Origin of the sequence: Amycolatopsis magusensis, from assembly GCF_017875555.1 — a bacterium.
GTDB lineage: Bacteria > Actinomycetota > Actinomycetes > Mycobacteriales > Pseudonocardiaceae > Amycolatopsis > Amycolatopsis magusensis.
The window spans coordinates 1,568,064-1,586,427 of the sequence record NZ_JAGGMS010000001.1; the positions used below are offsets into that span (position 1 = coordinate 1,568,064).

Annotated in this window: 19 protein-coding genes; 11 read left to right on the forward strand and 8 right to left on the reverse strand. The window is 71.5% G+C overall.

Translation table 11 applies throughout. The annotated features are described in order from the left end of the window. The first annotated feature begins 136 nt into the window (after positions 1 to 136). The 3 genes from JOM49_RS07425 to JOM49_RS07435 are packed head-to-tail and all read left to right on the forward strand — an operon-like array spanning position 137 to position 3,173. A complete protein-coding gene (locus JOM49_RS07425) occupies positions 137 to 1,123 on the forward strand; it encodes a Bug family tripartite tricarboxylate transporter substrate binding protein (RefSeq protein ID WP_209663598.1) in 987 nt (328 codons plus the stop codon). After that, a complete protein-coding gene (locus JOM49_RS07430) occupies positions 1,120 to 1,662 on the forward strand; it encodes a tripartite tricarboxylate transporter TctB family protein (RefSeq protein WP_209663599.1) in 543 nt (180 codons plus the stop codon). The genes JOM49_RS07425 and JOM49_RS07430 overlap by 4 nt, the downstream gene beginning before the upstream one ends. After that, positions 1,662 to 3,173, forward strand: a complete 1,512-nt coding sequence (locus tag JOM49_RS07435; protein ID WP_209663600.1) for a tripartite tricarboxylate transporter permease — start codon at positions 1,662 to 1,664, stop codon at positions 3,171 to 3,173. Before JOM49_RS07430 ends, JOM49_RS07435 begins: the two co-directional genes overlap by 1 nt. Before the next feature lie 258 nt (positions 3,174 to 3,431). On the opposite strand, the gene JOM49_RS07440 is transcribed toward JOM49_RS07435, so the two are convergent. Together JOM49_RS07440 and JOM49_RS07445 are read right to left on the reverse strand one after the other, a co-directional pair. Next, complete coding sequence (locus tag JOM49_RS07440; RefSeq protein WP_245369253.1) at positions 3,432 to 4,067, reverse strand: TNT domain-containing protein; 636 nt, start codon at positions 4,065 to 4,067, stop codon at positions 3,432 to 3,434. Between the two features lie 51 nt (positions 4,068 to 4,118). After that, the gene (locus JOM49_RS07445) at positions 4,119 to 5,012 is read right to left on the reverse strand and encodes a Gfo/Idh/MocA family protein (protein ID WP_308158680.1); all 894 of its coding nucleotides are present in this window, start codon (positions 5,010 to 5,012) and stop codon (positions 4,119 to 4,121) included. A gap of 64 nt (positions 5,013 to 5,076) precedes the next feature. On the opposite strand from JOM49_RS07445, the gene JOM49_RS07450 reads away from it, so the two are divergent. The 6 genes from JOM49_RS07450 (at position 5,077) to JOM49_RS07475 (ending at position 11,710) form a co-directional block, all read left to right on the forward strand. Then, on the forward strand, positions 5,077 to 5,742 hold the full coding sequence (locus tag JOM49_RS07450; protein WP_209663602.1) for an SCO2322-related protein: 666 nt from the start codon (positions 5,077 to 5,079) through the stop codon (positions 5,740 to 5,742). 222 nt (positions 5,743 to 5,964) lie between these two features. After that, entirely contained in the window at positions 5,965 to 7,350 is a 1,386-nt protein-coding gene (locus JOM49_RS07455) for a prenyltransferase/squalene oxidase repeat-containing protein (protein ID WP_209663603.1), read from the forward strand. Next, on the forward strand, positions 7,347 to 8,216 hold the full coding sequence (locus tag JOM49_RS07460; protein ID WP_209663604.1) for an ABC transporter substrate-binding protein: 870 nt from the start codon (positions 7,347 to 7,349) through the stop codon (positions 8,214 to 8,216). Before JOM49_RS07455 ends, JOM49_RS07460 begins: the two co-directional genes overlap by 4 nt. Then, a complete protein-coding gene (locus tag JOM49_RS07465; RefSeq protein WP_209663605.1) occupies positions 8,206 to 9,288 on the forward strand; it encodes an energy-coupling factor transporter transmembrane component T in 1,083 nt (360 codons plus the stop codon). The genes JOM49_RS07460 and JOM49_RS07465 overlap by 11 nt, the downstream gene beginning before the upstream one ends. Then, positions 9,285 to 10,883: an ABC transporter ATP-binding protein gene (locus JOM49_RS07470; RefSeq protein ID WP_209663606.1), complete on the forward strand. Its 1,599-nt coding sequence runs from the start codon at positions 9,285 to 9,287 to the stop codon at positions 10,881 to 10,883. The genes JOM49_RS07465 and JOM49_RS07470 overlap by 4 nt, the downstream gene beginning before the upstream one ends. Then, complete coding sequence (locus JOM49_RS07475; protein ID WP_209663607.1) at positions 10,880 to 11,710, forward strand: ECF transporter S component; 831 nt, start codon at positions 10,880 to 10,882, stop codon at positions 11,708 to 11,710. The genes JOM49_RS07470 and JOM49_RS07475 overlap by 4 nt, the downstream gene beginning before the upstream one ends. A gap of 69 nt (positions 11,711 to 11,779) precedes the next feature. On the opposite strand, the gene JOM49_RS07480 is transcribed toward JOM49_RS07475, so the two are convergent. Beyond that, on the reverse strand, positions 11,780 to 12,637 hold the full coding sequence (locus JOM49_RS07480) for a 3-hydroxybutyryl-CoA dehydrogenase (RefSeq protein WP_209663608.1): 858 nt from the start codon (positions 12,635 to 12,637) through the stop codon (positions 11,780 to 11,782). Positions 12,638 to 12,734: 97 nt separating this feature from the next. After that, entirely contained in the window at positions 12,735 to 12,926 is a 192-nt protein-coding gene (locus JOM49_RS07485) for a DUF3073 domain-containing protein (RefSeq protein WP_209663609.1), read from the reverse strand. 185 nt (positions 12,927 to 13,111) lie between these two features. On the opposite strand from JOM49_RS07485, the gene JOM49_RS07490 reads away from it, so the two are divergent. Continuing rightward, positions 13,112 to 14,023 carry a DUF8083 family protein gene (locus tag JOM49_RS07490; protein ID WP_209663610.1) on the forward strand — a complete coding sequence of 304 codons (912 nt, stop codon included), beginning with the start codon at positions 13,112 to 13,114 and terminating at the stop codon, positions 14,021 to 14,023. On the opposite strand, the gene JOM49_RS07495 is transcribed toward JOM49_RS07490, so the two are convergent. From JOM49_RS07495 to ygfZ, 3 genes are all read right to left on the reverse strand, one after another. Then, a complete protein-coding gene (locus tag JOM49_RS07495; protein ID WP_209663611.1) occupies positions 14,020 to 14,976 on the reverse strand; it encodes an asparaginase in 957 nt (318 codons plus the stop codon). The two genes, JOM49_RS07490 and JOM49_RS07495, sit on opposite strands and share 4 nt — an antisense overlap. After that, positions 14,973 to 15,551, reverse strand: a complete 579-nt coding sequence (locus JOM49_RS07500; RefSeq protein ID WP_209663612.1) for an RsiG family protein — start codon at positions 15,549 to 15,551, stop codon at positions 14,973 to 14,975. Before JOM49_RS07500 ends, JOM49_RS07495 begins: the two co-directional genes overlap by 4 nt. Positions 15,552 to 15,636: 85 nt before the next feature. Next, positions 15,637 to 16,764 carry a CAF17-like 4Fe-4S cluster assembly/insertion protein YgfZ gene (gene ygfZ / locus JOM49_RS07505; protein ID WP_209663613.1) on the reverse strand — a complete coding sequence of 376 codons (1,128 nt, stop codon included), beginning with the start codon at positions 16,762 to 16,764 and terminating at the stop codon, positions 15,637 to 15,639. A 29-nt stretch (positions 16,765 to 16,793) separates the two neighbouring features. Here ygfZ and JOM49_RS07510 point away from each other — a divergent pair, with 29 nt between their 5' ends. Then, the gene (locus JOM49_RS07510) at positions 16,794 to 17,642 is read left to right on the forward strand and encodes an aminodeoxychorismate lyase (RefSeq protein ID WP_209663614.1); all 849 of its coding nucleotides are present in this window, start codon (positions 16,794 to 16,796) and stop codon (positions 17,640 to 17,642) included. Between the two features lie 4 nt (positions 17,643 to 17,646). Here the strand turns inward: JOM49_RS07510 and JOM49_RS07515 are convergent, their stop codons facing one another. Further along, the gene (locus tag JOM49_RS07515) at positions 17,647 to 18,363 is read right to left on the reverse strand and encodes a hypothetical protein (RefSeq protein ID WP_209663615.1); all 717 of its coding nucleotides are present in this window, start codon (positions 18,361 to 18,363) and stop codon (positions 17,647 to 17,649) included. Position 18,364: the final 1 nt, after the last annotated feature.

The following is an 18,364-nucleotide window of genomic DNA, read 5'->3' on the forward strand; positions in this document are numbered from 1 at the left end:
GATGCCGCCGTGAGCAAAAGGAACACAAGTACCGATAAGCGCGCAAGCGAGACAGACGCCCCGCCCGGAGGCACGATGACTCGCTAACCGGGCCTCGGGGTAACCGAGGTCACCCAGGCGTACAACGGAGTGCCTGATGAAGAACCCCAAGACCTGGCTGTCGGTGCTGGTCGCCGCACTGCTGGTCCTGCTCATCCCACCGCTGGTGTCCACCGGCAGCGACGAGACCGGTGACCAGATCCGCAACTTCCGGGTGATGGTGCCGAACTCGCCGGGCGGTGGGTACGACATCACCGCGCGCACCGCGGTCAAGGCCATCGAGGAAGCCGAGCTCAACGGCTCCACCGAGGTGTTCAACCTGCCCGGCGCCGGCGGCACGGTCGGCCTCGGCAGGCTGGTCAACGAACGCGGCAACGGCAAGCTCGCGATGTCGATGGGCCTCGGCGTGGTCGGCGCGGTCTACACCAACCGCTCGCCATCCTCGCTGCAGGACACCACGCCGATCGCGAAGCTGACCGAGGAATCCGACGTTGTGGTGGTCGGCAAGGACTCGCCGTACCAGACCATCGGCCAGCTGATCGAAGCGTGGAAGGCCAACCCCGGTGCGGTGCCGGTCGGCGGCGGCTCGGCCCCCGGCGGACCCGACCACCTGGCGCCGATGCTGATGGCCAAGGCCGCGGGCATCGCCCCCGCCACGGTGAACTACGTGCCGTTCGACGGCGGTGGCGAACTGATGGCCTCGGTGCTCGGCGGCAAGGTCGGCTTCGGCGTCTCCGGCATCGGCGAGACCCGCGACCAGATCGAGGCCGGCGAGCTGCGCGCGCTGGCGGTCACCAGCCCGCAGCGCGTGCCCGGCATGGACGCGCCCACGCTGCAGGAGTCCGGAGTGGACGTCAGCTTCACGAACTGGCGCGGCATCGTCGCGCCGCCGGGGATCTCCAACGGGGACCGGGAAAAGCTGGTGTCGCTGTTCACCCGGCTGCAGGACACCCAGCAGTGGCAGGACGCGCTGCGGCTCAACGGCTGGACGAACGCCTTCTCCGCCGGTGACGAGTACGGCGCCTTCCTCAAGGCGGAGAACGACCGGGTCGCTTCGGTGCTGAAGGAGTTGGGGCTGGCATGACGACCACAGTGGACAACGAGCCGGTGGACGACCGGCCGCCGGAGAAGCAGAGCTGGTGGCGCGAGCACTCCGAGCTGGGCATCTGCGTGCTGCTGCTGGCCACCGGCGTGCTGGTGCTCACCGACGCGCTGAGCATCCCGACCGACTTCACCCAGCGCGGCCCGGTCGGGCCGAAGGCGGTGCCGGTGCTGGTCGGTTCCGCGCTGGTGCTGGTCGCCGCGCTGCTCGCGGTGAACGTGCTGCGCGGCGGTCGTGGTGAGGCCGAAGCCGGTGAGGACATCGACCTGGACGCGCCGACCGACTGGCGCACAGTGCTGATGCTGGCCGGGGCGTTCCTGCTGAACGCGGCGCTGATCGACACCGTCGGCTTCCCGATCTCCTCGGCGCTGATGTTCTGGGGTGCCGCGTTCGCCCTGGGCAGTCGCAACCACGTGCGTGATCCGCTGATCGCGGCCGCGGTCTCGGTGATCACCTGGCTGGCGTTCAACGAACTGCTCGGGGTCCCGCTGCCCGGCGGCCCGCTGATGGGGGTGCTGTGATGGACGCGCTGACCAATCTGCTGGACGGGTTCGGCACCGCGCTCACCCCGCAGCACCTGCTGTTCGCCGCGATCGGCGTCATCCTCGGCACCGCGATCGGGGTGCTGCCGGGCATCGGCCCGGCGATGGCGGTGGCCCTGCTGCTGCCGGTGACCTACGGGCTCGACCCGACCGCGGCGTTCATCATGTTCGCCGGCATCTACTACGGCGGCATGTTCGGTGGTTCGACCACCTCGATCCTGCTGAACACCCCGGGCGAGAGCGCGGCGGTGGTCGCGGCCATCGAAGGCAATCCCATGGCCCGCAAGGGCCGCGGCTCGCAGGCGCTGGCCGCGGCGGCGATCGGGCACTTCATCGGCGGCATCATCGGCACCACGGCGCTGGTGCTGCTGGCGCCGCTGGTGGCCAAGCTCGCGGTGGACATCGGCGCGCCGGACTACTTCGCCATCATGGTGCTCGCCTTCATCGCGGTGACCTCGGTGCTCGGCAAGTCCCGCGTCCGCGGGTTCGCCTCGCTGCTGATCGGGCTGACCATCGGCCTGGTCGGGCTGGACGAGATGACCGGGCAGTCGCGGCTGACCTTCGGTTCGCTGCACCTGTCCGACGGCATCGACGTGGTGATCGTGGCGGTCGGCCTGTTCGCCGTCGGCGAGTCGCTGTGGGTGGCCGCGCACCTGCGGCAGAAGCAGGCCAAGCCGATCCCGGTCGGGCGGCCGTGGCTGTCCAAAGCGGACCTTCGGCGCACCTGGAAGCCTTGGCTGCGCGGGCCGCTCATCGGGTTCCCGTTCGGCGCGATCCCGGCCGGTGGCGCGGAGATCCCGACTTTCCTTTCCTACGTCACGGAAAAGCGGCTCTCCAAGCACAAGGACGAGTTCGGCAAGGGCGCCATCGAAGGCGTCGCCGGTCCGGAATCCACGGCGAGCGCCTCGGCCGCCGGGACGCTGGTGTCGATGCTGACGCTGGGCCTGCCGACCACCGCGGTGGCCGCGGTGATGCTGGCGGCGTTCCAGCAGTACGGCATCCAGCCGGGTCCGCTGCTGTTCGAGCGCGAGTCGGCGCTGGTGTGGGGCCTGATCGCCAGCCTGTTCGTCGGCACGGTGCTGCTGCTGGTGATCAACCTGCCGATGGCGCCGGTGTGGGCGAAGCTGCTGCGGATCCCGCGGCCGTACCTGTACGCGGGCATCCTGTTCTTCGCCAGCGTCGGTGCCTACGCGGTCGGCGGTGAGGTGATCGACCTGGTGCTGCTGTTCATCATCGGCCTGATCGGGTTCACCATGCGGCGCTACGGGCTGCCGGTGCTGCCCGCGGTGCTCGGCGTGATCCTCGGGCCGAGCGCGGAACAGCAGATGCGACGGGCGCTGCAACTGTCCGACGGTCAGCTGTCCGGCCTGGTGAACTCGCCGATGGCGGTGGTGGTCTACGTGATCATCGCGATCCTGCTGGCGTGGCCGCTGCTGCGCAAACTCCGCCGGAAGCCGTCCTCCCCGGCGCAGGAGCGCATCGACGCCTGACCGCCAATGCTATGAGTGGGGCATTACTTGCATTCATTGCAAGTAATGCCCCACTCATAGCGTTCGCCTACGTAGACTCGGCTGGTTTGAGGCCCCGAGTCCCACACTCCCGTAGCCGAGTTCCACACTCGCGAACCGAAGTCAGGGACACGAATGTGGCTTTGGGGGCGGATTCGGCCCCCAAAGCCACATTCGTGTCCGGTGGGGCTCCCCGATGAGGCACGCCTGCCCCCCACTCATAGCGTTCAAGAGGAGCGTTCAGAGGCGGGCGAGGTAGCCGTTGTCGACCAGCCACAGGACGTTCAGCTGGGCCGGGGCGCCCGGCACCAGGGAACCGTTCAGCTGGAACTGCTGCCCGCCGCCCGGTTGCGCGAACCAAGGCGCGACCGGACCTTCGTAGACGTCGAACTCGCGCAGCACCCGGTAGGCGCGGTAGTTGCACAGCTCGGCCGGGGTGCCGACGAGGTTCGACGGCGGGATCGCGCGGGAGCCGTAGTGCGAGCCCTTCGGGGCCAGGAAACCGCCGTACTCACTGCCGTAGCGGTCGATCCGCTCGCCCGGCTCCAGCTCGCCGACCTCGCGGTCCGGCTGCCCGTCCGGGCCGATCACGTAACCGTCGGACGGCGGGTAGCGCCAGCTGCCCGCGGCCTCGTCGTAGTACTCGTCGAGGAACTGGCCGACCGGCTGGTGCCCGGTGCGGTGGTAGCCCAGCAACTGCCAGCCGACCACGCCGAGTTTCGGCAGCCGTTCCGGGCCGAGCCGCTTGTCGTCGTGGTAGAAGTCCGCCGAGCATTCGGTGAGGTGGCCTTCGGTCGAAGCCGAGGCCGTCGGCGGCACGACCAGCACCGCGGAAAACAGGGCCAGGGTGGCCGCGAGACTCTTGATCCAGCGCATGATCGGGAATTCTTCCCGGCCGCGAACGCCCCGGGTACCGCCTTATCCGGGCTACTTCGAAACCACCCGAAGGGCTTGGTCGATCACGCGCTGGATGTGCAGCCCCCGCTGGACGTCACACGGATGGGCGCGGGTACCGCTGGCGATCAGCGCGGCGAAGTCGTCGAGCAGGGCGGTGTAGCTGTCCTGCGGCGTGCCCGGCCGCTGGTTCACGCTGCGGAACCCGTTCTCCCCGTACACCGCCAGTTCCACCACCGTGGGCATGATCGGCAGCTGCAGCGTGAGCGTGGCGGTGCTGGTGATGCCGCCTTCGTGCTCGAGCAGCACGGTCCACAGGTCACCGTCGTTGCGGTGCGCGGCGAGCACCCCGGTGATCGGGCCCAGCGCCGCGTCGAGCAGGTCGAACGCGTGCGGTCCGACGTCCGCGAGCGCGCCCGCGACCTCGTGCCGCCACGCCGAGTCGCGGTAGGTCTCGTTCAGCAGGGCGCCGGAGAGCCAGCGCGCGCTGCCGCCGGTCCAGCCGCCCGCTTCCTTGAGCCCGGCCAGCCAATCCTGGGTCTGGATCGCGAACCGCAGGGTGAACATGACCAGCGCGGCGACGTCCGCCTCGGCCACGGTCGCGGCCAGCCGTTCGGCGGTTCCCAGGTCCGCGGCGATCGGCTTCTCCAGGATCAGGTGCTTGCCCGCGGCCGCCGCGCGGATGGCGATCTCGCCCTGGACGGCGGGCGGGACCGCGAAGGCCACCGCGTCGACCTGCTCGAGCAGCTCGTCCACGGTGTCCACGGCCGTGGCGCAGTGCGCCTCGGCCAGCTCGCGCGCGGCTTCGGGGCGGCGGGTCCAGATGGTGGTCAGCGCGGTGCCGGGGTGTTCCGCCAATCCCGGTGCGTGCACCGTCTTCGCCCAGGGACCGCCACCGACAAGGCCTACTCGCAACTGCTGATCCACGGGGACATCCTGCCTTACGCGCCGGTGGGTTAACGTCTGGTGCCCTCTGGAGAAAGGTCGTCCCATGCGCCGGCTTCGGTCAGTCCTCGCGGTCGCGCTGCTCACCGCGGCCCTCGCACCGGTGACCACTGCCGCCGCGGTGGACCAGGGCAAGGGCACGCCGGGGTACTGCCAGGACGCCACCGGGGTCACCGTGGTGGTCGACTTCCACGAGCTGGGCGGGGACCCGATCGTCCGCTGTGCCCCCGGCGAGCAGGCCAGCGGCCTGAGCGCGCTGCAGAACGCGGGCTTCGAGCTGACCGGCTCGCAGCGCTGGGGGCTGGCCACGCTCTGCCGGATCGAAGGCAAGCCGGGGCCGGAGGCCGAGGGCTGCGCCGACTACCCGCCGGTCACCGCGTACTGGAGCTACTGGCAGGCGCCGGACGGCGGGAACTGGGCGTTCGCGCAGTCGGGTGTGCAGGACTCGAAGCCGCAGGCGGGCAGCTTCGAAGGCTGGTCGTTCGCCAAGGACAAGGGCGTCGACGCCACCCCGGCCCCGCGGCTCGCGCCGGTCCGGCAGCCCGGATCCTCCGGCGTCACGCCGGGCGGAGTCGCGTGGACCGGCGGCGAGGCGCTTCCGGCACCGCAGGACTCCGGTTTCCCGTGGGGCGCGGTGGTCGGTGGAGCCGCGGTGCTCCTGGTCGGCGCAGCGGCCGGGATCACCGTCTACCGGCGGAAGCGCTCTGCCTGAACGCTTGCCGTGGCGCCACCGCTGTGGGTTACTGTCAAGTGCTCGTGTGGGGGAAGCCGGTGTGAATCCGGCGCTGACCCGCAACCGTGAACGCCGCCTCGCGGCGTGAGCCGGACTGCCCGCCGAGCAGGCAAGGCTCCACTGTCGAGGATTGCGGGCGGAGTCCTGGGGAAGTGGCTCCGCGCTGCGCGTGTTTCCCGGGCGTCCCGGGAAAGGTCGTTCATGCGTGCCCCCGTCCGTGCGCTCGCCGGCATCACCGCGGCGGGTGCCCTGGTCGCCGCGATCGCGCTGCCCTCACCCGCCGCTGAAGCTGACAAACACACCACCGCCGGGGCCGCTGCCGCGAAGTGGCTGGCCGGTGAGCTGACCGACGGCACGCTCCCCGGCTTCATGGGCGCCGACTGGGGTCTGACCATCGACGCCCTGTTCGCGCTCAGCGCCACCGGACGGCCCGAGGTGACGGCCGTGGCCGACGCCATCGACGCCGGCGGCGCGGGCTACTACACCTTCCCGATCGACGCGAACACGACCGCCTGGATCGGCGGGGCCACGGCCAAGACACTGGCCGCGGCGGTGACCGCCGGTCGTGACCCGAAGAACTTCACCGGCCGAGACATCCGGCAGGCCACCCTCGACCTGATCGCGCCCGACGGCGACGTCAAGGGCCAGTTGCGCAGCAAGAACACCGGCAACGACGGGAGCAACACCTTCGACCAGGCGCTCGCCGTGCTCGGCCTGGCCCGCAGCGGCGGCGTGCCCCCGGACGCGGCCGTTTTCCTGGTCAAGCAGCAGTGCCCGGCCGGTGGCTTCCGCCTCGGCGGCTCCTTCGCCGAAGGTTCGGTGACCTGCACCGACGACAGCGCCATCGACCCGGATTCCACCGGCATGGCGGTGCAGGCGCTGCTGGAGGCCGACAAGAACGGGATCGCCGGGGCGAAGGCCGCCGCCGACAAGGGCGCGGCCTACCTGGCGCGGACCCAGCGCGCCGACGGCTCGTTCGGCGGCTCCGGCCCGACCGTCGGCTCCAACGCCAACTCGACCGGTCTCGCCGGTCAGGCGCTGGCCGTCAGCGGGAACACCACGGCCGCGAACCGGGCCGCCGACTGGGTGCTGGCGCACCAGCTGAGTACGCAGAACGCCGGGAAGGCCACCGGCGAGCTGGGCGCGATCGCCTACAACAAGGAGTCTCTCGACGACGCCGTGGCGAACGCGGTCGACGGCAGGATTCCGGACCTCCAGCGCGACCAGTGGCGCCGGACGGCCGCTCAGGCGCTGCTGACGCTGGCGAAGCTGCCGCTCACCCACAAGCCCGTCGAGCCCGGTCCCGGCCCCGATCCGGTCGACCCGCCATCGGAGACCTCGGTGCCGTCGTCGTCCTCGTCGGCTCCGCCTCCGTCCAGCTCGCCGAGCCAGTCGAGCAGCACCCAGCCGGGCACGAGTTCCTCCGCCGGTCTCGCGGCGGCACCCCAGAACACCACCGGCTCTTCCCAGCAGAAGAAGCTCGCCCAGACCGGCGCGCCGGTCACGGAGTTCGCCGTCGGCGGCGTGGTGCTGGTCGCCGCCGGGGTCGGCCTGCTGTTCGCCGGACGAAGGAGGAGCCTCCGATGAAGCTCGCGCGGATCGCCGCGGCCACCGCGCTGGTGCTGGCCGTCGCGCCGGTGGCCACCGCTTCGGCCGTCGACCACGGCCGGGGCACCCCCGGGTACTGCCCGGACGGCAACGGCGTCACCGTGGTGATCGACTTCCACGAGCTCGGCGGCGACTCGATCATCCGCTGCGCCCCCGGCGACCAGGCGAGCGGGCTGGGCGCGTTGCAGAATGCCGGGCTCGAGCTCACCGGCGTGCAGCGCTGGGGGCTGTCGTTCATCTGCCGGATCGAGGGCAAGCCGGGCCCGGAGTCCGAGGCCTGCATCGATACCCCGCCCACCACGGCGTACTGGGGTTACTGGCACGCGCCCAACGGCGGCAGCTGGACCTACAGCCAGTACGGCGTGATGAACCGGAAGCCGCCGCTGGGCAGCTTCGAGGGCTGGTCGTTCTCGCTGGGCAAGACCGCGCAGACCAACCCGGCACCGCGCATCGGCCCGGTCCGGCCGGGCCAGGCGGTCGAGCCACCGCCGCCCGCCGACCAGCAGAACGGCGCGATCCCGGGCCGCGACGGGGTGCCGGTCGCCCCGCCCGCGGCGGCGGAAGCCGCGCCGGCCGTGGAAGCGCCGCCCGCGGAGTCACCCGCGCCGACCAGCTCGGCCGCGCCCACCTCGTCGGCCGCGGTGGCGGCGCCGACCACGGCACCGCCCGCCGAGTCGCTGGCCGGTGGCGTCGCGCCGGGCGGGGTCGCCTGGACCGGTGGTGAGGCGCTGCCGTCCACCCAGGACTCCGGCTTCCCGTGGGGAGCGGTGCTCGGCGGGGCCGCGGTGCTCCTGGTAGGCGGGGCCGCGGGGGTCACCGCCTACCGTCGCCACTGTGCTTCCTAGGAACCTCCACCCGGCCGCGTGGTGGCTGTGGGCCCTCGGGCTCGCGGTCGCCGCCAGCCGCACCACCAACCCGTTCCTGCTCGGCCTGATCATCGCCGTGCTGTGCTTCGTGGTGGCGAACCGGCGCAGCGACGCGCCCTGGGCGCTGGCCTTCCGGCTCTACGCCTACATCGGGCTGTTCATCGTGGTGATGCGGGTGCTGTTCCGGCTCCTGATCGGCGGGATGGACGGCGGGCACGTGCTGTTCGACCTGCCGGAGATCCCGCTGCCGTCGATCGCGGCCGGGATCACCCTGCTCGGCCCGACCACGGCCGAGGAGCTGCTCGGCGGCTTCTACGACGGTCTGCGCCTAGCCACCATGGTGCTCTGCGTGGGCGCGGCGAACGCGCTGGCGAACCCGAAACGCCTGCTCAAAGCGGTCCCGGGGGCGCTGTACGAGGTCGGCACCGCGGTCACCGTCGCCCTGTCGGTGGCGCCGCAGCTCGCCGAGAGCGTGCTGCGAGTCCGCCGCGCGCGACGACTGCGGGCCGGTCGTCAGAAGGGCATGCGCGCGTTGAAGGGGATCATCATCCCGGTGCTCGAAGACGCCATGGACCGCTCGCTGATGCTGGCTTCGGCGATGGATTCGCGCGGCTACGGGCGTCGCGGTTACCTGCCGCGGCCCGTGCGGATCGTCGTCGGGATCTGCGTGCTGGCCGGGCTGACCGGCGTCTGCGTCGGCGTCTACGGCGTGCTCGACGGCACGTCGACCTGGCTGGGCACGCCCCTGCTGCTCGGCGGGCTGGTCGTGTCGGTGACCGGGTTCCTGCTCGGCGGCCGCCGCATCCGGCGCACCACCTACCGGCCGGATCCGTGGCGCTGGCCGGAAACCGCGGTGGCCGCGGCCGGGGTCGGCGCGGCGGCGCTGCTGTTCGCCACCACCCGGCTCGACGCGGCGAACCTCTACCCGTCGCTGAACCCGCTGCGCTGGCCGGAGGTTTCCCCGTGGCACGCTGGGGCGTTGTTGCTGGGGGTGCTGCCTGCCTGGCTGGCCCCGCCACCGCTGCTCTCCGGGGAGGGGGTCCGGGCATGATCGAGTTCTCGCGGGTGAGCATCACCTACGCCGAGGCCACCACGCCGGTGCTGTCCGAAGTGGACCTCCTGGTGGAGGAGGGCGAGCTGTGCCTGGTCGCCGGGCGGACCGGCTCGGGCAAGTCGACCTTCCTCGGCGCGATCAACGGCCTGGTCCCGCACTTCACCGGCGGCCACCTGCGCGGCAGCGTGCGGGTGGCGGGCAAGGACACCTCGCAGCACCCGCCGCGCGAGTTCGCCGAGCTGGTCGGCGTGGTCGGGCAGGACCCGCTGGCCGGGTTCGTCACCGACACCGTCGAGGAGGAGCTGGCCTACGGCATGGAGCAGCTGGCCGTGCCGCCCGAGGTGATGCGCAAGCGGGTCGAGGAGACGCTGGACCTGCTGGGTGTCGCCGACCTGCGTCACCGTCCACTGAGGACGTTGTCCGGCGGGCAGCAGCAGCGGGTGGCGATCGGCTCGGTGCTCACCGCGCACCCGAAGGTGCTGGTGCTGGACGAGCCGACCTCGGCGCTGGACCCGACCGCGGCCGAGGAGGTGCTCGCCGCGATCACCCGGCTGGTGCACGACCTCGGCACCACGGTGGTGGTCGCCGAGCACCGGATGGAACGGGTCGCGCAGTACGCCGACCGCCTGCTCTACCTGCCCGGCGACGGTTCGATCCGCTCCGGCACGCCCGCCGAGATCCTGGCCGACGCCGATGTCGCACCCCCGCTGGTCGAGCTGGGCAGGCTGGCGGGCTGGTCACCGCTGCCGCTCTCGGTGCGGGACGCGCGCCGCCGCGCCGGGCCGCTGCGGGACCGGCTCACCGGGCGGACGCCGGTGCTCCCCGAACGCGTGGCCGCGCCGGTGAAGCTGGCGGCGTCGAAGATCGTGGTGCGCTACGGCGAGCTGGTGGCCGTGCGCGAGGTGAGCCTGGACCTGCGCGGCGGGCAGATCGTCGCGCTGATGGGCCGCAACGGCTCGGGCAAGTCGTCGCTGCTGTGGGCGTTGCAGGGCAGCGGCCCGCGGCACGGCGGCAAGGTGGACGTCGGCGGGCAGGACCCGAAGTCGCTCAAGCCGCACCGCGCGCGGAAGCTGGTCGGCCTGGTGCCGCAGACCCCCGGTGACCTGCTCTACCTCGATTCCGTCGACGCCGAGTGCACGCAGGCCGACCTCGAATCCGAAGCCGGGGCGGGCAGCTGCCGCGCGATGCTCGACCGGCTCACCCCCGGCATCGACGGCGGCAAGCACCCGCGCGACCTCTCCGAAGGGCAGCGGCTGGCGCTGGTGCTGGCGATCCAGCTGACCGCCAGGCCCGAGGTGATGCTGCTCGACGAGCCCACGCGCGGCCTGGACTACCACGCCAAACGGCACTTCGGCGCGGTCTTGGCCGAGCTGGCGGCGGAGGGCGCGGCCATCGTGCTCGCCACCCACGACGTGGAGTTCGTCGCGACCGCGGCCGACCGCGTGGTGGTGATGGCCGAGGGCGACGTGGTCGCCGACGGCCCGACCGCCGAGGTGGTGGTCGCCTCGCCAGCCTTCGCACCGCAGGTGGCGAAGGTGCTGGCGCCGGCGGAATGGCTCACCGTCGACCAGGTGGCGAAGGCGCTGGCATGACCGAGTTCCTGGAGCGGCCGAAGGTCGTCCGCATCACCCCGCGCTCCGCGCTGGTGCTGACCATCGCCGCGGTGCTCGGCCTGTCGATGTTCTTCTGGCCCCTGTTCGCGTCGCCGGAGCCGAACGCGCAGGCGCACTCGGCGGACGCGCCGTTCATCTTCATGTTCACCCTGCCGGTGCTGATCCTGATCGTGCTCGCCGAGGTCTCCGGCGGCGGCATCGACTCGAAGGCACTGGCCATGCTGGGCGTGCTGTCGGCGATCAACGCCGGGCTGCGGCCGCTGGGCGCGGGCACCGGCGGCATCGAGACGGTGTTCTTCCTGATCGTGCTGGCCGGACGGGTGTTCGGGCCGGGGTTCGGCTTCGTGCTGGGCTCGACTTCGCTGTTCGCCTCGGCGCTGCTCACCGCGGGCGTGGGGCCGTGGCTGCCGTTCCAGATGCTGTCGTCATCACTGCTGGGGCTGGGGGCGGGACTGCTGCCGCACCGGGTCCGGGGCAGGGCGGAGATCGCCATGCTCGGCGCCTACGGCGTGGTGGCGGCGTACTTCTTCGGGTTCGTGATGAACATGTGGTTCTGGCCGTTCCTGGCCGGGACCTCGATGTCGCCGGAAACCGCCGGCCTGGCCTTCGTCCCCGGCGACGACCTCGGCGCGAACCTGCACCGGTTCTTCGTCTTCTCGCTGCTGACCTCGACCTTCGGCTGGGACACCGGCCGCGCGGTGACGAACCTGATCGCCATCGTGCTGGTCGGCCCCGCCGTCCTGGCCACCCTGCGACGAGCCTCCCGGCGCGCCGCCTTCTCCGCCCCGGTCACCTTCCGCCCCTAGCCAACGCTAGGAGTGGGGCATTACTTGCGTTCAATGCAAGTAATGCCCCACTCATAGCATTCGCCAGCCTCAGCTGTAGGAGTAGAAGCCCCGGCCGGTCTTCTTGCCCAGCAGGCCGGCGTCGACCATGCGCAGCAGGAGGGGCGGCGACGAGTACAGGGGCTCCTTGAACTCGGCGTACATCGAGTCCGCGATCGCCTTGATGGTGTCCAGCCCGATCAGGTCGGACAGCCGCAGCGGGCCCATCGGGTGGGCGGTGCCCAGCTCCATCCCGCGGTCGATGTCCTCAGCCGAAGCGAAGCCCGACTCGATCATCCGGATCGCCGAGAGCAGGTACGGCACCAGCAGCGAGTTCACGATGAACCCCGCCCGGTCCTGCGAGCGGATCACCGTCTTGCCCAGCGTCTCGGTGGCGTGCCGGTCGGCGGCCTGCACGGTCTCTTCGCTCGTCAGCAGCGAAGGCACCAGCTCGACCAGCGGCAGCACCGGCACCGGGTTGAAGAAGTGGATGCCGACCACCTGGGCGGGCCGCTTGGTGGCCATGCCCAGCTTCATGATCGGGATCGACGAGGTGTTGGAGGCGAAGATGGCGTCCTCGCGGGTGACCACCTTGTCGAGTGTGCCGAAGACCTCGACCTTGGCCTGCTCCTGCTCGAGGATGGCTTCGACCACCAGGTCGCGATCGGCGAACGCGTCGAGGTCGGTGGTGAAGGTCAGCCTGCCCAGCGCCGCCTCGGCGTCCTCTGTGGAGAGTTTGCCGCTGCGGGTGCCGCGCTCGAGCGACTTCTCGACGCGTTTGCGCCCAGCGTCCAGCGCAGGCTGGGACACCTCGTTGACCACCACGTCGAGGCCTGCCCTCGCGTGTACCTCGGCGATACCCGAGCCCATCAGGCCCGCGCCGATCACTCCGACTCGTTCCACTCGCATCCGTGCCTCCTAGTTGGACCCTGTTCGCGGAGGCAGCACGCGTGACGCGAGGGTGGGCGCCGGGGTAACCGGCCGACCCACCCTCGCGTGCTCGCGTTCAGCGGCGATACTCGTCGTACTCGTCGGCGTACGGGTCTTCGTATCGCTGATCGTCCTCGCGCTTCTCACTACTGTCGGAGGACCTACCAGACAGCTCGCGCTGCAAAGCGTCGAAGTCGGTTTCGTGGGAGGAGTACTTGAGCTCCCGCGCCACCTTCGTCTGCTTAGCCTTAGCCCGGCCGCGCCCCATGGCTCGACCCCCTCGCACAGGGGCGGGGCGGCCGGGGGTAGCGGCGGCCCCGCATCGTCTCGACAATTCTTTCCTGAACACACCGTACCGTGTCCGGGGGGTGGAATGCGACGCGGCACGGTGTGCAAGACGCGACATTGACCTCCGGTGGTGATCCGCGCAGGTAGCCGTGTCACGATTCACGGGTGCTTCGTCCGTTCGTGGCCTACCTCCGGGTGTACGAGCCCCTGTCCGCGTTCGGCGAGCCCGTCGACCCGCGCCTCGCCGAGGCGGTCGAGAAGGCGATGCTGACCCGCGCCGGCGCCGGTGAACGCGAGCAGCGCATGTGGCTCAGGTCACAGGTGACCACGCCCGCCCGGCTGCTGCCCGCGGAGCTGATCGACGGCCGCCCGGCGCCGAGCGCGAAGACCGACGTGCTGGTGCTCGATCCCACCGAAGTGCCGGTGGTGCCCGACGGTGGCGCCGAGATCGGCCCCGGTCCGCTCGTCTGCCCGCTGGACCTCCGCGCCCGCTCGGCCGCCGCACTGGTCAACTTCCTCGGCGACGCCCATCCCGCGCTCCGGGCCGCCGTGCTCACCTCCGGCGGCGTGACCGCCGAGTCCCTCCGCGCCAAGACCGCCGCCGCGCTGGCGGAGTTGCGCGGTTCGGTGGTGCACGTGCTGTCCACCACCTGGACCGTGCCGCTGCCGTGGTTCGCGCTCGTCGACCCGGACCAGCGGCGCCTGATCCTCGGCGGGTCCCGCCACGACCCGCGGCGCGAGCTGTCCTGGCGGGTGGCCATGGGTGACGCCCAGCGCCGGGTCGAGGAGGCCTACGAGCTGGTCGAGCAGACCTTCGGCGACTCCGGCCCCGGCCGGGTGCTGGAGGAGACCGGCCGCTGGCTGGCCCACTTCCACCCCAACTCCGCGGTGGAGCTGGACTACGGCGGCCTGGTGCAGCTGATCGCCGACCCGATCCTGGAGTCGGACAAGACCGCCGAGGACGTGCACAACATCCTCGACGCGCTGCGCGAGGGCAACGTCGAAGAGCTGGCGGAGTTGTTCAGCGAGCTGCGCGACTACTGGAGCGAGCTCGCCGCCCGCGAGCGCTTCAACTAGATCGTCACCCGGAACCCGCCGACCTCGCGGCCACCGCCGAGCACCCATCCGGCGCCGCGCGCGAGACCGTCCAAAACGGACGCCGCGGCCTCGGAGGCCGGTGTGTGCCCGAGCCGTCGCAGCGCGGTCACCAGTACCGCCTCACGGACGCGCTGACCGCCGTCGTCGATCTTCACCGTGACCGCGGACCCGTCCGGCAGCGCGATCGCGTGCACGCCTTCCGCACCGCCCTTCGCCAGCAGTCCCTCGACCGCCAGCATCAGCACGGTGTCCTCGCGGCCGGTGCCGCCGATCAGCCACGGGTTGGCGCGCATGCACGAGGCGATCCGCTGCTCGGCCTCGTCGGCGGAGGTGACCAGCCGGGAGAACGAGCGCGCCAGCGCGGTCAGTGAGAAGGCGAACAGCGGCGCGCCGCAGCCGTCGATGCCGGTGTGCGCGATCTCTTCGCCGATCACGTCCTCGACGGCTTCGCCGATGATCCGCTGGAGCTTGTGGTCCGGGGAGAGGTAGTCCTCGGTGGACCAGCCGCGCTGCACGCAGGTGACCAGCATGCCCGCGTGCTTGCCGGAGCAGTTCATCGCCAGCCTGTCCGGCTCGCCGGCGCGGATCGCGGCGATCCGGCTCGGGCCGTGCAGCGGGTAGTCGGCCGGGCACCGCAGGTCCGACTCGCTCAGCCCGTACCGCGACAGCAGGGCGGCGACCCGGCGGACGTGCTCGGGTTCGCCGTTGTGCGAGGCGCAGATGATCGCCAGGTCCTCGTCGTCGACCTCCAGCCCGGCACGCAGCATCCCGAGTGCCTGCAGCGGCTTGTTCGACGAGCGCGGGTACACCGGGACCCCGGTCTCACCCAGGTCGAGCACCGGCTCGCCGCCGGGTCCGGTGATCAGCAGTGACCCGCGGTGGACGCTCTCGACGAAACCGGAGCGGACCACCTCGACGAGCGTGGGGTTCAAGAAGCGTCCTCGCGTTTCCCTCGTTCACTGGCGAGCAGTTCGTCGACCGAGGCCAGCCCTTCGGCGTAGCGGCCGGCGATCTCGCCGTTGATGGTGTCGACCACGGCCTGCACCTCGCGGCGGCGCGTGGACACGGATTCCTCGGCGCGGCCGTACTCGGCCAGCGTCGCGGCGAGCTTGGCGTCGGCCAGCTCGGTGACGTCGGTCAGGTCGGAGTTGCCCGCGAGCGCCTCGGCCTGCCGCCGGTAGTCGCCCGCGCGCGACGGCTCCAGCTGCTGGAGCCTGCCGAGCTGCCGCCGGTCGTGGCCGAGCGCGTTGTCGGACAGGATCGCCGCCAGCTGGTCGACCACGCTGCCGTTCAGCCCGCCGCTGGACCGGCGCTGCTGCTCGGCACGCACGATGTCGATGCGGGCGTGCAGCACCCGGCGCAGGTAGGACAGATCGGTCTCCTCCTGCGCGGCCTCGTTGCGGCGCTCGCGCAGGGTGTTGAGCGTGAGTTCGTCGAGCCCGCGCACGTATTCGGGGTTCAGGACGCGGTCGATGCGACGGCGTCCACCAGGCCGGACTTCAATCACGTGATCATCCTTCGTACTGCCCCCCGGGTTCCGCGATGAGGTACCAGTGTGGCGCAAAACTTCGCTTGCGGAAGGGATTGCCCCCTCAGCCTCGCAGCCGGGCGGCTGCTTCGCGTCCCGGGGCCGCCTTTTCCGCCGGTACCGAATCCGGGTCGACGGTGGCCTGGATGCGCCGGTCCTCGGCCCCGGCCAGCAGCTCTTCGGTGGTCGGCGCGGACCGCTTGAGCAGGGCGAGCGCGATCGGGCCCAGCTCGTGGTGCTGGATGACGCTGCCCACCCGGCCGACGGTCTTCTCGCCGAGCAGCACCGGGTCACCCGTCTCGGGGGTGATCTCCGGCGACCCGTCCAGGTGCAGCAGCACCATCTGCCGCGGCGGGCGGCCGACGTTGTGCACCTTGGAGACCGTCTCCTGACCGCGGTAGCAGCCCTTGGCCACGTGCGCGGCCGAGCCGATCCAGTTGACCTCGTGCGGGATCGTGCGGTCGTCGGTGTCCACGCCGACGCGGGCGTGCAGGGATTCCACGCGCAGCGCGTCGAAGGTCCAGCTGCCCGTGGGCCGCGCCCCGGCGTCGGTGATGCGGGTCCACCAGTCGAAGAGCTCGGACCGCGGCACGGCGAGGTCGACGCTGCTGCGGCCCGGCCACGGCATGCGCCGCGCGAAGCCGCCCTCGAACCCGGTGACGCTGTACGGCGCGTCCCCGAGCGAAATGTCCAGTACGCCCAGGATCTTGTCCGCGTCCGGGCCGAGCAGGGTGAGCAGGGCGAGTTCGGCGGTGGTGTCCCGAATGTCCACTTGGGACCAGAACTTCATCGCCTCCAGGTAGCCGAGCAGCGGCTGCTGCCCGCCCTTGGGCAGCGCGCTGGTGGCCAGTGCCCCCGGATCGGTGTCCAGGTGCACGGTCTCGCCCGTGTGGGCCAGCACCATGTGCGACTCCACGCGACCGTGCGTGTCCAGCACCAGCGCCTCGGTCCCGCTGTCCGCGGGCAACCCGGTGACGTGCTGCGAGATCACCAGGTGCAGCCAGGACAACCGGTCCGGTCCGCTGACGCTGATGAACTCGCGGTGGGAGCGGTCCACCACGGCCACCGACCGGGCCGCGGTCCGCTGCTCGGCGAACGGATCACCCCAGTGCCAGGGCACGCCCGCTTCCGGATGGTTGTCCGGCGCGGCGACCACACGCGGAAGTTCGAGCAAGGGTGAGCTGTAGGGCATGGGTCCATGCTAGTGAGTACTGTCGCCCCATGCGCGTGCTTGCTTTCCTGGACGGAACTCTGGCCGATCCCGACGCCGCCCACCTCCGGGTCACCGACCTCGGCCTGCTCCGCGGGGACGGGGTGTTCGAGACCATCCTGGTGGCGGACGGGGAGCCGAGGGAACTGCGGCCCCACCTCGACCGGCTCGCCCGGTCGGCGGCGATGCTGGACCTGCCGGAGCCGGACGCGGCCGCGTGGGAGCGCGCGGTCCGGCTGGTCATCGAGAACTGGCCCGGTGACGGCGAAATCGCGGTGAAACTGGTCTACACCAGGGGGTTGGAGGGCGATCCCGCCGCCGCGCCGACCGCTTTCGCGCTGGGGCTGGAGATCGATCCGAAGGTGCTGCGCGCCCGTGCCGAAGGTGTCGCCGCGGTGACGCTGGAGCGCGGCATCGAGCCCGGGCTCGCCGAGCGCGCGCCGTGGCTGCTGCTGGGCGCGAAGTCGTTGTCCTACGGGATCAACATGGCCGCGTTGCGGGAAGCGGACCGCCGCGGCGCCTCGGATGTGATTTTCACCGCTACCGACGGCTCGGTGCTCGAAGGCCCGACCGCGACCGTGGTGCTGGTGCGCGGCCGGACGCTCTACACCCCGCCCGCCACCATCGGGATCCTGCCCGGCACCACCCAGGCCGCGGTCTACCGCGGGGCCGAGCTGGCCGGGTTCACCTGCAAGATCGAATCACTGACGGTGGACGACCTGCACTCCGGTGACGGCCTGTTCCTGGCTTCCTCGGTGCGCAAGCTGACCAGGGTCCACACGCTGGACGGCAAGACCGTCCCCGAGGCGAGCGCCCTGCACCAGGAGCTGAGCGCCGCCTACGAGGCCGTCTACGCCTGAGCCCTCACCGCTCCAGCACGCGCAGCAGGCTGCCGAAGTCGCGGTGCGCCAGCGCCTTGGCGCTGAACGCGCCGCGCACGTCGGCGGCGGTGATCGCCGGGGCGTCCACCCGTGAGATCCGCACGACCTGCGGCACCACGCCCTCGGCCAGGTACGCCGCGACCTTGTGGTGGCCGTCCAGGATGTAGCCGCTGTAGCGCTGCTTGCCGGCCAGGTGCAGCAGCACCGCGGTCGGCCGGTAGCCCGCGCTGATCGCCGTGCGGTAGTAGCCGACGCGCGACTCGTCCTCCGGCGGCCACACGTCCGTGGGCACCAGGTAGCGGTCGTCCTGCTCCTCGTAGATCCACTTCGGCTCGTCGGCCTCGACCCCCATGACGTACCAGCCGCGCTGGTCGGCGGACGCGGTGAACAGCGGCTCCGGGCCGCTCAGCTCGTAGCGCCCGTCCGCCAGCAACGCGGTGAGCGGCCGCAGCGTCTCCGTCAGCGGCCGCCGGATCTGCCCGGTGGCCAGCGCGATCCGCAGCCGGTCCGCCACCTCCGGGCGGGTGGCCGAGAACGGTGCCCTGGCGATCAGCCGCCCGATCGACCCCTCGTACGCCGAACTGTCCAGTAGTGCCACGGCGCCACCGAGGTACAGCAGACTTTCCACGTACCCGTGCTCGGTGACGCTCCCCCTGACCTCGACGACGCCCGCGCCGCCGGTGACCGTGACCTCTTCCATA

What these genes read in the sequence shown, in the direction of transcription:
- JOM49_RS07430 (WP_209663599.1), top strand. Translation starts at nt 1,120, where the DNA reads ATGACGACCACAGTGGACAACGAGCCGGTGGACGACCGGCCGCCGGAG.
- ygfZ (WP_209663613.1), bottom strand. Translation starts at nt 16,764, where the DNA reads ATGCCCTACAGCTCACCCTTGCTCGAACTTCCGCGTGTGGTCGCCGCG.
- JOM49_RS07435 (WP_209663600.1), top strand. Translation starts at nt 1,662, where the DNA reads ATGGACGCGCTGACCAATCTGCTGGACGGGTTCGGCACCGCGCTCACC.
- JOM49_RS07480 (WP_209663608.1), bottom strand. Translation starts at nt 12,637, where the DNA reads ATGCGAGTGGAACGAGTCGGAGTGATCGGCGCGGGCCTGATGGGCTCG.
- JOM49_RS07455 (WP_209663603.1), top strand. Translation starts at nt 5,965, where the DNA reads ATGCGTGCCCCCGTCCGTGCGCTCGCCGGCATCACCGCGGCGGGTGCC.
- JOM49_RS07510 (WP_209663614.1), top strand. Translation starts at nt 16,794, where the DNA reads ATGCGCGTGCTTGCTTTCCTGGACGGAACTCTGGCCGATCCCGACGCC.
- JOM49_RS07485 (WP_209663609.1), bottom strand. Translation starts at nt 12,926, where the DNA reads ATGGGGCGCGGCCGGGCTAAGGCTAAGCAGACGAAGGTGGCGCGGGAG.
- JOM49_RS07450 (WP_209663602.1), top strand. Translation starts at nt 5,077, where the DNA reads ATGCGCCGGCTTCGGTCAGTCCTCGCGGTCGCGCTGCTCACCGCGGCC.
- JOM49_RS07470 (WP_209663606.1), top strand. Translation starts at nt 9,285, where the DNA reads ATGATCGAGTTCTCGCGGGTGAGCATCACCTACGCCGAGGCCACCACG.
- JOM49_RS07425 (WP_209663598.1), top strand. Translation starts at nt 137, where the DNA reads ATGAAGAACCCCAAGACCTGGCTGTCGGTGCTGGTCGCCGCACTGCTG.
- JOM49_RS07515 (WP_209663615.1), bottom strand. Translation starts at nt 18,363, where the DNA reads ATGGAAGAGGTCACGGTCACCGGCGGCGCGGGCGTCGTCGAGGTCAGG.
- JOM49_RS07475 (WP_209663607.1), top strand. Translation starts at nt 10,880, where the DNA reads ATGACCGAGTTCCTGGAGCGGCCGAAGGTCGTCCGCATCACCCCGCGC.
- JOM49_RS07440 (WP_245369253.1), bottom strand. Translation starts at nt 4,067, where the DNA reads ATGCGCTGGATCAAGAGTCTCGCGGCCACCCTGGCCCTGTTTTCCGCG.
- JOM49_RS07460 (WP_209663604.1), top strand. Translation starts at nt 7,347, where the DNA reads ATGAAGCTCGCGCGGATCGCCGCGGCCACCGCGCTGGTGCTGGCCGTC.